The organism is Stieleria neptunia, from assembly GCF_007754155.1.
GTDB lineage: Bacteria > Planctomycetota > Planctomycetia > Pirellulales > Pirellulaceae > Stieleria > Stieleria neptunia.
In genome coordinates this window covers 3,799,435-3,809,652 of sequence record NZ_CP037423.1, presented here as the reverse complement: position 1 = coordinate 3,809,652, position 10,218 = coordinate 3,799,435, and the positions used below count along the sequence as shown (strand labels likewise).

Below are 10,218 nucleotides of genomic sequence, written 5' to 3'. Positions count from 1 at the left end.
TCCAAGCACATGGGGCTGTGATGGCTCGACTCACCCGGGCTGAGATCTTGGACCCCAGTGAGGTCGCAATTGCGCACATTATGAATCGGACGGTTCGCAGATGCTTTCTCTTCGGCGACGATCCAGTTTCTGGAGAGAACTTCGATCACCGCAAAGTTTGGATCGAAAAGCACCTCCCAGCCGCAGAGCGGCTAGATGATCTGATCCTTCTTGCTCATCTAGGAAGTTCGGGGCACTTGAAACCGATCATCAGCCGGCAATACCCAGTCGAAGAGGCTGTCGCAGCTCACCGTCATGTAGACTCGGGACGAAATATCGGGAATATCGCGATCCAATGGGACGCCTGAAGCGGAATCTAGTTCGTAGTCATCACTGCGCCGTGCGACTGACGTTTCCCGATAGCACCTCTGGAACAAGCTCCATCATGCGACGACTCTCAATCTGCCCACGCGTTGAAAAACGAGGTTGTCGCATTGTTGCCAAGACAGCTTGGCGGCTGCGGATCTTGCTTATTGGATTGGCCGTACGGGAGGTCGAGATTGCCCCTCAAGCAGAGACCGTCTTTCTCCATTCGCGATATCTTTGCTTCTTGCGTCGCCATCACGTATTTCCGTATGGCGACATCGAGGCGATCACCTATGGCTATCACGACAATACAATGGGCGCTTCGTGGAGCGCTCACGACAGCTCTGATTGGTTCAACGTGGGGCTGAGGCTCGTTGGCGGAAAGGAAATCCACCTGTTTCACTTCATCGGTGATGGGACGTTCACAAACAACAGTGTTTTCCCCGATTGGATGTACTGGGGTGAATGCGTCTTGGACGTCGAAGGAAGTCAGGAACGTGAGTCGAAAGCCTTTGTCGAACTGCTCTCGACAATGGTCCGAGTCCAGGTCGTTCCGTCGAGCTGAGCAACGTATGCTGGACGGAAAAACCGTACGAATACACTTCGCGGATTCAGCGGTTTTGGTACCGAATGCTGAAAGCCGGTTCGACTGGATCGGCTCAGGCCATTGACGCCAGTCGGTCATTTCAAGGGGATGCAGCTCGCCCTAAGCTAACATGGGATGACGCTGCGTTCAGCGCAGTCGGTTGCATCGACCGCATGCACCATGGCGATTTGGTTCGCCGCGATGATCGCCCTTCACATGCTCGCCAGCTACGCAATCGCTTACGGCTGAACACCGGGACCGACTGTGCCCGGCCCGTAATTGATCAAGCGAGGTTACAGCAACATCAACAAAGACGCGTCCCAAGCCGCTCGAAACGAAAAAACCCCGCAAAACGCTGGGTTTCACGGGGTTTTCGGGAGTGGGCGATACAGAATTCGAATCTGTGACCTCTACGATGTCAAAATCTCAAAATGCCCGTAGCAAAAACCCAGTTTTCGCGGGGAAAACACCACTTTCACAACAAAATCAGCTTACCAAAGTACATACGCCCGTTGCAAGTTGTGGTGCGGTTTGCGGTATAAAGGTCGCTCGATAGAGCCGAACGGGGCGGATAAACGGTATCTGTACCGGCTACGGTCAATGGAACGGAGCATGAAACATGTCGACAATGAGTTACTTTGAAGAACCCCTATACACGCCGGGTAACAACGGGCTCGCTGATAAAAGTGGTGAGCCGACAGTTGTTGAAGTAATCGTCTCGAATTTCTTTTCGAATCACCAAGTCTATCTGCAGTTTTCCAGCAACGGTGAATGCAGAAGCCTTCATCTCACAAAGGATCAGGCAAAGGAACTTGCTGAAGCTCTGAGCATCGCATCCAGGTCTATCGCGTATGACAACACTGACGTTCCAAACGAAGGTGAATAATGAATGTCCGGGAATTCGTTAAGGAAACGATTGTCGAAGTCATGGGCGGCATGAACGATGCAAACGATGAACTTGTAAAAACTCGGCGGGATGGGAGAGCTATCGGCTCGTACGGCAAGGATTCGAAGATCAAGTTTGATGTCGCTGTCACAGTTGCATCTGAAAAACAAGGAGAAGGAAAAACGAATCTCTCCGTCTTAGGGATTGGTGCAAGTGGAAAGCTTGAAGCAGCGATTTCGGAAGCATGCGTTTCCAGAATCGAATTCGAGATACCTGTTAGATTTCCAGATCCGTCGGATCATAATCCCGGCCCGGCGTTTATTGCGCCGGCAGATGATGATTGCAGCGAGAGAGTTTAGACCGCGCGGCCTTCGGCCATCCTGGGTGACACCTCCCGATGCCCCAGCGGCGAGATTCAACCCGATGCCCCGCGGCCGCCGGCGAATCCGGCGGCCTGAATTGATGCCGGCGTTATGCGATCGATTCGCGGCCGACAAGCCAGCCGAGAACGAACAGGCCGGCGTCTCGCGACTCGGGGAGGACATACCCGTCCCAAATCGTTCCGTGATCGTCGCGGTCGAATCTGACCACCTGGAACGCTCCCAAGTGGTCAGGGATGCGATCAACCGCAACATCGGCCTCCCATGCGTCCAGCTGCCAGCGTTGCATCCCGTAGGCGGTCGCTGGAATCGCCGGCTCGCAATCTTCGGCGGTCATCACGACGACGCGCCGACGCTGAATAGTCCGGCGGCGGCCGATGCCCAGCGGATCAACGCCGGTCTTCTGTCGGTAGCCTTGCGGGCTTTGGCCAATCTTCTGACCTCTGCAGCGTCCTTGAACGCGGCAGACTTCGTGATCCTCCTCAGCACGTCACACGCTGCCATCACGTCGTGAAGGTCCCGGCCGCTGCCGAATTCGCCCACTGCCGCAGCTGCTCGACGCAGACTGACGTGAGTGCATTCGTCGACGATGCCCTGCGACAGCAGATCCTCAAGAATCTGACTGAGTGATTGGCCGGAATGGGACCGGTCAACCATCGTGCGGTGAATCTGTTTCGCCAGGATCGGCAGCACCGCCCGACCGATCAGCAGACCGTTGTCCGGGCTTCCGGTGTGAAAGTTGATGTGCATGCAGCGGTACGCTTCATCGGCGAAGTGCAGCATGCGATCGTCGCGCTCTTGGGCGGTGAACTGCTTGCGGCTGACAATCTTGGTTCTGTTCTTGGTCATGGAATTGATTCTCTGATTTGAATGTTTGATTGGTTGATTAAACGAACAGCGATTAGGCGGCGGCCTGTCGCGGTCTTCTCGATCGACGGGCATAGCGTTCCGCTCGAGTGCGAAAACGGGCCAAGATGGTGTCGGCGGTATCCATTGCCGCAAACTTGCCGACGCTTTCGGCGCAGAAGTAGCGGCGATGCGTGATGCCGATCGATTCAACCAACCCAACCGCTTCCAGTTCTTTCAGCCTTGCCGATGCGGTGACTGTGCTGGCCCCCAGTGCGGTCGCAACGAGATCTATCGTCAGACCGCCTTGGTGGCTCAGGATCCACAAGATTCGCTGTCGGCAACGCTCATGCGGGCTGACCTTTTTTCGATTCGCCAGGATCATTTCACACCGGTCGCGAATCTCCGCAGGTGTCGGATCGGTGAACGTGTTTCCGATCGCAACGCGAACCGGCGGGAGGTATCTGGCCGGCAAGTGTTCCTTGATCGTCGCGACGTCGCGGTCATTCAGCATCGGGAAGCGATGCCCTTTGACGGTGTGTCGCTGGATGATGCCCGCATCGGCCAACTTGTGAACGCCATGAACGTAAACGCCGGCGCGACGTGCGGCCTCAGAGAAAGAGATGTAAGCCATGGGATGAAATCCCCCTTGCGCACCGATTCGATGCGCGCACGGAAAAGTCGCTCAACACGCTTGAACAGCGAAAGGGCACACGTCCCTACCAAGTGTTACCACTTGGCCGCCCGATGAAACTTTGCTCCCCTGCCTGTGCAGGATCAACGCTTGGATAACACCGACGTATTGAGCGACTTTTCCATTTTCATTTGCCTAAGAATCGTGTGGAGGCCGGGTCGCTGATCGGGTGAAACGAACCGATCAGAAGTTTTGCTAAGTGTTCAAGCCCGCAAAACAGCCAGACAGAGACCAGAGTTTGCCGGGACCTAAAGCCGGAGTCAACAGCGACAACGAAAGTTTTTCAACATGGAATCGGGGACCGCTCGCAAACGGTCATTTTCGCCCCGTGTTTTGCGGGGGCTGCCGATGGGGCTGTTGCAGTGGGCGTTGGGATCGCCGGATAGCTGCTCTATGGCGAAGGTCGCTTGATTCTTTGCTGACTGTCGGTTGCAGTGGGCGTTGGGATCGCCGGATAGCTGCTCTCGGCTGACGCGATCGGAAATGTTCGGAATTCCGAACGTTGCAGTGGGCGTTGGGATCGCCGGATAGCTGCTCACTATCCGACTAGAATTGACGTCAATTCTAGTCGGCAACGTCCGATGACGCGGTTTCCTGCGTCCCTGCAGGGACGCAATCACCGGCGGCTCTGGTCATCACCGGCCGCATGATTGTGCGGCTGCCGTTGCCGCTCGATCGACCGACACCGGATCCGGGGGCGGAGCATTTCACTCCCGCAACTCGGCCAGAAACGCATTCAACGTTCGCCGCCTCACACGTCGCCGAGTGGAGCCCGGCATCGGGACCGACTTCAACGCTCCCGTCTCAATCCATCGGTCAACGTCATCGCGTTTGACGTTTGCGATTCTGGCAACTTCGGCCAGCGTCAAAAGGTGGTTTGAATCATCGACCACGCGATCGCGTTTCTTTTTCTTCATCGGCGGAATAGAGCCAGGGCGGGAGGGGGCACGCATCCTCGGCGATCTGGCCGGCCAGGTCGAACGATTCGCAATCCGGGTCGCCTGCTTCGATCATTTCGTTGTACTTCAACCACCGTTCTTGACTTCGGCGGGTACAGATTCGCTCGCCCGCACGGATGCGAATTGTCAACGCTTCGATCTCCGCCGGCGTCGGTAGATGCGTGATCCGCTCATTGCCGGCGGCATCGATCCGATACAGCCGGCGGGGCAATCCAACCAGTTGACACGCTTCGTCAACGTCCATGCCGACGGAGACAAACGCCGACACTTCGGCTTGCATTTCGCCGAGAGTGGAGTGCGGTAGCCGATGCTTGACGCGGATTCGATCAAGCTCCGCCCGAGTTCTAAACTGATCCATCAGATAAACGCGGGGCGTCGTCGTCGAATGTCCCTGAGTTCCTTTCGCATCTCCTGTTGCAGTTCGATTGTCTTCCGCCTGTAGGCTTTTTCTTCCGATGACGTGTTGTCGAAACTCGGGGCGAACTTGCCGATGTTTGCGGCTACGTGAGCACTCTGGGCCGCCATCTGCTGGAAACTTGGCTTGCCGGGATTGTCACCCAAAAAGTCGTCACGCAATTGACGGTTGAACGCCTGGGCCTCTGCTTTCGTCAGGTGGCCAGATTGCACCAACCTAACGCCTTCGGCCATCTTCTCGGCGACTTGCTGGGCATCGGTTTTCAGTGCGTCCCTGATCCCCTCAGCAGCTTTAATGCCTGGGTCGTCAGCGGCGGTTGGTTGGCTTGCCTTAAACTCTTTCACGGACGCGGCAATCGCGCGGCGAAGAAACTCCGGTTGGCCTGCGAACAACTTGTGAGCGTTGGCGATGGATTGCCGCATCCGCTCAACGGGCGTCATAAGTTGCTGTTTCATTTGCTCCGCCGGATCGGTCGCCTTGAACGTATCGACAGCGGCCTGGACCGCGCGACGCATCATCTGTGCATCGTCGGCAAACAACCTGCGAGCATCGGCAACCGATTTGCGGAGCGTTTCCGCAGGCGTTCGCAGTTGATCGGCAAGACTGTTGCGTGCCTGGGTCGCCGGGTCGGATTGTTGGAACCGATCAAACTCTTGGCGAGAAAACGCATTGAATTGATCTTTGCTGATCTCGCCACGGTTGAGCAATTCGCTTGCCGCCTTGATCCGATCGCGGAAGGTTTCCAGCGGGGAACGCATCGCGTTGATCTCATCGACCAGACCACGCTGGGCTGCGGTCAGTGCGGCAAGCTCGGGGGCCGGATTCTTGACGACACGGGCACCGTTGGGATTAAAGGTTTTGAACAGGTCATGGGGTGGCGTTTGGCCGGCATCGATGAACGACTGACGCACCAACTTAACCCGCTCAATGTCCAGTTGCTTCCCGCGTTTGTTCGCCAGTTGTTCGGCACGACGGTAGTACAGTTCCAGACCCTTCATCGCCGCGGCGGTTGCACCCGCAATCAGACCGATTGGCGAAACCAGCAGACGCGCAACCGCAGCCAGGCCAGTCTTGGCGATGCCGATGATGGCAGATCCCGCGAACCGGGCAACGGAAATGATGTTCTTCAGACCGCGAATGATGCCGCCCATTGCGGCCTTGAAGATGTTCGACCGAAACGCCAGCACGATCGCCTCCGCAACGTAGGCGATACGCATTCCCACGGCTCGCAACGCAGCACCGAACGACATAGCCCCCGATTCACCCGCAGCCATCGCCGCAGCTCCTTTGCCGGCCTCTGCCGTTGCCGCTGCGATCGCTGGGCCGGCGGTCTTGGCCGCTACTGCCATCTTCCCCATCGTTGCGGTTAAACCCTGGGCTCGCACCGTCCAGACCAGCAGCAACGCCCCAGACGTCGCCAGGGACGTCCCCATCGTTGCCAACGCCACGCCCAACCCGGTCGCCGCTGCACCGACAGCACCAACGGCCAACGCCGTCCCCGCGGCAAACTTCGTCAGCAGGGGAAACTTTTCGAGCACCATGTTGATCGACTGGATAACCGCCGCCATGCCTTGGACGAACGACGTGCCGATTTCCAAGAGCGGTTGGCCAATCGCGTTTTTCAGGTCACCGAATGCGGCTTTGAGTGCTCGCACGCTGTTAGCGAAACTGCCGGCGGTCTTGATCGCATCGCCCTGTGCGTCCTGGGTGCCCGCTAGCGTCAGTTCCAAGATGGCCAACGCCTTTTGATACGCTGTGAGGTTTGACGGGTCGAAACCCATCGATAACGCCTGGGCCTTGATTTGAGCCTCTTGTGCGACCACTCCAAACCGGCGCAGGTTTTCGGTGTTCCCGATGATGCCGCCCAACAGACTACGCAGTGCGTCGGCGTCGTCGATGTTCTTGAAACTTCCCAAGTCGATCGCCAGCTTCGCGACGGTTTTGGAAAGCTCGGTGGCCTCTTTGCGGTCGAATCCCAGCGGAACAAACGTGTCTTGGGCGTCTGCCAAGAACTGCAACAGTTGCCCCCGTGATCGGCCAACGGTTTTTGCGTAGTTCTCGCCCCATCGCCGGACAGATTCGGATTGATCCTTAAACACTGCGTCAAACATCGAAAGCGTTTCGGCAAAGTCGCCGGCGGCAATGGTCGCACGAGCAAAACCGAAAGTCACGCCAGCACCCAACGCACTCGCGCCGGCTCCGATCTTGGCGATTTGCTTCCCGGTGTCCGTGATGGTCCGACCTAGGGCCTTGATCTCTCGATCGATCTCCCCGACCACGCCCCGCACCGCTTTGACGGCGTTGGACAGCGAAGATTGTAGATCACGGGTCAGGTCGTCTTTCAGCGATAACGCAAAACTCGCCCCGCCCGCGTCAATGTTTTGGCTGCTGGTCATGTTACTTTTCCCCTCGGGTTGGTTGCTTGTGTTCTCGCCGCTCGCACTCGGCGTTGATCGCCTTCCCGATCGCGGTAATCGCCTCGGTTAATTGCGTGCCCCGCAACGAGATTTCTTCCAGTGCGTCAATCATCTGCGTCGACTTGTAAAACATGACAGCAAGCTCGCCGGTTTCGACTTGCTTGATTCCGCCATCGACCAACTTGTCACGCATCGCGTCAAGTTGCTGGTTCATTTCTTCGAAAGGGTCGAGCACGACGATTGATCCTTGGTCGATACGAATAAAAAAAGTGGCGGCGTTGGCCAATTCTTTAAAAACCAACGCCGCCGGCCACGTCCCCCGCTAGCCGGAAGGGGAGTGGCTATTCGGTTGCTCCCGGTGCCGGGAATTGTTTCAGTCCCAGCCGGGCCAAAATGCCGTTCATTTTGTCGAACGTCGCCGCCGCGGCTTTCGCTTTGGTGGCTGCGTCATGTTCCCGCTGGCCGGTCTTGTGCTTTTCGATTCGATCCCGCAATACCGCGATCGGTTCGCCTGATTCATCAAACACCATCGGGACGTCTTCACGCAACTGCTTGACCGCTTGGGATGTCGCATTGACGGTGGGGAGATGGGCCAAGAAATTGACTCGCCGCTGTGCGTTCTCAAACACCATGCGGGCGTGGTGCATTTGCCGCTGCGCCTCTTCAAACTCCGCGGCCTTTTGCTCGTGAAGTTCCGTCACGTATTCGTGACTGCCGACCGCAGCCGGCACGCGAGCAATCGCCGCTACCAGCTTGCCGTATTCGTCGTCACTCAACTTTTGAGCGTACAGCAACGCTGAGAGATTGTTGGCGTCGTCGTCGGTGACTTCTTCGCCGAAGGCATCTTTGATCGCGAGCTCCAGCAGTTCATCGCGCATGTGCTGTTCGTTTTCGTGGATCGCTTGGTCTTGTTTTTCGCGTTGCTTGAAGACTCGTTCTAACAGGGCAGTCATCGTTGGGTTCCTCGGAGGGTAGGGGGCAAAAAGAGTGGTCGGGATCAGAACGCCAGGTCAACCGCCATCGCGACGTGATGGTCGAAGTTCGTCGACAGTGACGACAGCTTCACGGTGGTCAGAATGGAGACTTCACCGGGTGCCGATGCCGGCTTTCGGGATTCGTGGAATGCCACGTCCAGGGCGGTCAGCGCAGACTTGGCAGCTTCAGCGATGCCTTTGAACGCCTCGGGAGATTCGTACAGCGTCTCGAGCGCGTGGCGGCTGCCGACTCCGCCCTTGCTCATACCACGCCGGCCGAGTCGTCGGTTTACTTCTCGCAGTGCTCCATCCCGCAAGACTGCCGCCATCGCGGACACGCCCAACGGAACGCCAGAGGGTTTGCGGGCAAACAGGGTGCCGGTTGAATCCGCTGCGAAACAGTCCCGCATCGATTTCGTTGGGGCAACCGTGAACGTCAGGGGGCGTTGCCGCGGGTTGGCTTTGTATGCCGCGTCAATCTGCTCGTCAGTGACTTGGGCCAGTTCGCCGGCATGACGACGGATTCGACGCTGAAACTCGTCACGCTGGACGAGGGTGGGGTCATGTGCAAACCATCCGTCACGGGTTCGAAGTGACTTCAAGTTCGGTGCCCGACGGCCCATGAATCGTTCCAGGTCGCCACGCATCACGACGTTGCCGTCTTTGTTGCGGTTGTCGTCCAGTTCGCCGAGTGCGATTACACGCTGAACGTCGATCGGATTGGCCCCCAGCATTTCAGCGGCATCGCCGACGCTCAGGATTCCCGCCATTGGGTTTGGATGGTTTGTCATCGGTTCGGATCTCTCGGAAATAATCGATTCGTGGCTTATCGCATTTCGCACACCGGCAGCGACGGGCTACAAGGTGCGTCCAGGGTTCCTGATCGGTCGGTTTTAGCTCGACGGTTCGGTTGTGCCCGTAGGGCGTTCGGTCAGTCGTTCCGCAAGCTGGGCAACGGGGTGTGTCCGTAAACGTCTTGGCGGTGACCGTCACGTTGGAAGTTTTAGCGGCGTCCATGTCGGAAAAAATGATGCGATGTGCTTAACGAGGAATTACTTTTTTCGGGTGATGATGTCGAACCGTTCGCCGATGCTCAGCGGCTTGTCGTCGGTCGCCAACTTTTGCTGCAACCGCCGGACGTGATGCCGCAATCGGGCGTGGTTGTTTTCCATCGCCTCCCATTCGTCGTCGATCTCGGCCAGGATTGCCGCGGCATCGTCCAGGTGGGCGGCTGCCTGTTCGGCCAGAAAACGGCGCGACGCCCATAGCCGGCGGTTGTGGTCGATGGTGCACTGGGCGGCGGCTTCAAAATTGGTCATTCCGTCGCCTCAGTCGTCGCGTGTGGCGTTTCGATGGTCGGGGCCGGGATCTCAGCCGCATCGATGGGAACACGCTCGACAACGCGAAATCCCGCGGAGTGGGCGTTTCGCTGCAAAACCAGTTCTTGCCAGCCATCATCAACCCGTAGGAACACCCGGTCATCGGCGATGACACCCCGTCCCATCGGATCGGAACAATCGGGCATCCGGTAAATCACCGACGCCCCGCCGGCGATCCAGTCCCAATCTGTGACCAGCTCGCGCCCTCGGTCCCGGCATGGGCGGGAACAGTATTTTTTGCCCGCCGCTTTTGATGGGGGCCAGTGTCGAATCGTGCCGCAAACTCCGCAGGTGACGGCGATTTGTTTCCCTTTCGGTCTTGCCATTGGGTTTATTC

Annotated in this window: 14 protein-coding genes; 3 read left to right on the top strand and 11 right to left on the bottom strand. The window is 57.6% G+C overall.

Annotated elements, in window-relative coordinates:
• Positions 1-20: 20 nt before the first annotated feature.
• From Enr13x_RS39385 to Enr13x_RS13330, 3 genes are all read left to right on the top strand, one after another.
• A complete protein-coding gene (locus Enr13x_RS39385) occupies positions 21-347 on the top strand; it encodes a zinc-binding dehydrogenase (RefSeq protein WP_145386732.1) in 327 nt (108 codons plus the stop codon).
• A 242-nt stretch (positions 348-589) separates the two neighbouring features.
• Positions 590-910: a hypothetical protein gene (locus Enr13x_RS13340; RefSeq protein WP_145386730.1), complete on the top strand. Its 321-nt coding sequence runs from the start codon at positions 590-592 to the stop codon at positions 908-910.
• Between the two features lie 906 nt (positions 911-1,816).
• The gene (locus Enr13x_RS13330; RefSeq protein ID WP_145386726.1) at positions 1,817-2,176 is read left to right on the top strand and encodes a hypothetical protein; all 360 of its coding nucleotides are present in this window, start codon (positions 1,817-1,819) and stop codon (positions 2,174-2,176) included.
• 112 nt (positions 2,177-2,288) lie between these two features.
• Here the strand turns inward: Enr13x_RS13330 and Enr13x_RS13325 are convergent, their stop codons facing one another.
• From Enr13x_RS13325 to Enr13x_RS13275, 11 genes are all read right to left on the bottom strand, one after another.
• Positions 2,289-2,534 (bottom strand): hypothetical protein, encoded by a 246-nt coding sequence (locus Enr13x_RS13325; RefSeq protein WP_145386724.1) that lies wholly within the window; start codon positions 2,532-2,534, stop codon positions 2,289-2,291.
• Positions 2,534-3,046 (bottom strand): hypothetical protein, encoded by a 513-nt coding sequence (locus tag Enr13x_RS13320; RefSeq protein WP_145386722.1) that lies wholly within the window; start codon positions 3,044-3,046, stop codon positions 2,534-2,536. Before Enr13x_RS13320 ends, Enr13x_RS13325 begins: the two co-directional genes overlap by 1 nt.
• Positions 3,047-3,098: 52 nt before the next feature.
• Positions 3,099-3,677 (bottom strand): winged helix-turn-helix domain-containing protein, encoded by a 579-nt coding sequence (locus tag Enr13x_RS13315; RefSeq protein ID WP_145386720.1) that lies wholly within the window; start codon positions 3,675-3,677, stop codon positions 3,099-3,101.
• A gap of 767 nt (positions 3,678-4,444) precedes the next feature.
• The gene (locus Enr13x_RS39770; RefSeq protein ID WP_197456003.1) at positions 4,445-4,654 is read right to left on the bottom strand and encodes a helix-turn-helix domain-containing protein; all 210 of its coding nucleotides are present in this window, start codon (positions 4,652-4,654) and stop codon (positions 4,445-4,447) included.
• Positions 4,620-5,054 (bottom strand): hypothetical protein, encoded by a 435-nt coding sequence (locus Enr13x_RS13305; protein WP_145386716.1) that lies wholly within the window; start codon positions 5,052-5,054, stop codon positions 4,620-4,622. The genes Enr13x_RS39770 and Enr13x_RS13305 overlap by 35 nt, the downstream gene beginning before the upstream one ends.
• Complete coding sequence (locus Enr13x_RS13300; protein WP_145386714.1) at positions 5,054-7,507, bottom strand: hypothetical protein; 2,454 nt, start codon at positions 7,505-7,507, stop codon at positions 5,054-5,056. The genes Enr13x_RS13305 and Enr13x_RS13300 overlap by 1 nt, the downstream gene beginning before the upstream one ends.
• Position 7,508: 1 nt before the next feature.
• Positions 7,509-7,763 (bottom strand): hypothetical protein, encoded by a 255-nt coding sequence (locus Enr13x_RS13295; RefSeq protein ID WP_145386712.1) that lies wholly within the window; start codon positions 7,761-7,763, stop codon positions 7,509-7,511.
• A gap of 106 nt (positions 7,764-7,869) precedes the next feature.
• The gene (locus Enr13x_RS13290; RefSeq protein ID WP_145386710.1) at positions 7,870-8,481 is read right to left on the bottom strand and encodes a hypothetical protein; all 612 of its coding nucleotides are present in this window, start codon (positions 8,479-8,481) and stop codon (positions 7,870-7,872) included.
• 44 nt (positions 8,482-8,525) lie between these two features.
• Positions 8,526-9,293, bottom strand: a complete 768-nt coding sequence (locus Enr13x_RS13285; protein ID WP_145386708.1) for a hypothetical protein — start codon at positions 9,291-9,293, stop codon at positions 8,526-8,528.
• Positions 9,294-9,554: 261 nt separating this feature from the next.
• Positions 9,555-9,821, bottom strand: a complete 267-nt coding sequence (locus Enr13x_RS13280) for a hypothetical protein (protein ID WP_145386707.1) — start codon at positions 9,819-9,821, stop codon at positions 9,555-9,557.
• Complete coding sequence (locus Enr13x_RS13275) at positions 9,818-10,207, bottom strand: hypothetical protein (RefSeq protein ID WP_145386705.1); 390 nt, start codon at positions 10,205-10,207, stop codon at positions 9,818-9,820. The genes Enr13x_RS13280 and Enr13x_RS13275 overlap by 4 nt, the downstream gene beginning before the upstream one ends.
• Positions 10,208-10,218: the final 11 nt, after the last annotated feature.

Bases quoted from the DNA above. Each gene is read 5' to 3' on its own strand.
- Enr13x_RS13280 (WP_145386707.1), bottom strand. From the start codon at position 9,821: ATGACCAATTTTGAAGCCGCCGCCCAGTGCACCATCGACCACAACCGC.
- Enr13x_RS13275 (WP_145386705.1), bottom strand. From the start codon at position 10,207: ATGGCAAGACCGAAAGGGAAACAAATCGCCGTCACCTGCGGAGTTTGC.
- Enr13x_RS13325 (WP_145386724.1), bottom strand. From the start codon at position 2,534: ATGACCGCCGAAGATTGCGAGCCGGCGATTCCAGCGACCGCCTACGGG.
- Enr13x_RS13315 (WP_145386720.1), bottom strand. From the start codon at position 3,677: ATGGCTTACATCTCTTTCTCTGAGGCCGCACGTCGCGCCGGCGTTTAC.
- Enr13x_RS13300 (WP_145386714.1), bottom strand. From the start codon at position 7,507: ATGACCAGCAGCCAAAACATTGACGCGGGCGGGGCGAGTTTTGCGTTA.
- Enr13x_RS39770 (WP_197456003.1), bottom strand. From the start codon at position 4,654: ATGAAGAAAAAGAAACGCGATCGCGTGGTCGATGATTCAAACCACCTT.
- Enr13x_RS13320 (WP_145386722.1), bottom strand. From the start codon at position 3,046: ATGACCAAGAACAGAACCAAGATTGTCAGCCGCAAGCAGTTCACCGCC.
- Enr13x_RS13285 (WP_145386708.1), bottom strand. From the start codon at position 9,293: ATGACAAACCATCCAAACCCAATGGCGGGAATCCTGAGCGTCGGCGAT.
- Enr13x_RS39385 (WP_145386732.1), top strand. From the start codon at position 21: ATGGCTCGACTCACCCGGGCTGAGATCTTGGACCCCAGTGAGGTCGCA.
- Enr13x_RS13305 (WP_145386716.1), bottom strand. From the start codon at position 5,054: ATGGATCAGTTTAGAACTCGGGCGGAGCTTGATCGAATCCGCGTCAAG.
- Enr13x_RS13290 (WP_145386710.1), bottom strand. From the start codon at position 8,481: ATGACTGCCCTGTTAGAACGAGTCTTCAAGCAACGCGAAAAACAAGAC.
- Enr13x_RS13330 (WP_145386726.1), top strand. From the start codon at position 1,817: ATGAATGTCCGGGAATTCGTTAAGGAAACGATTGTCGAAGTCATGGGC.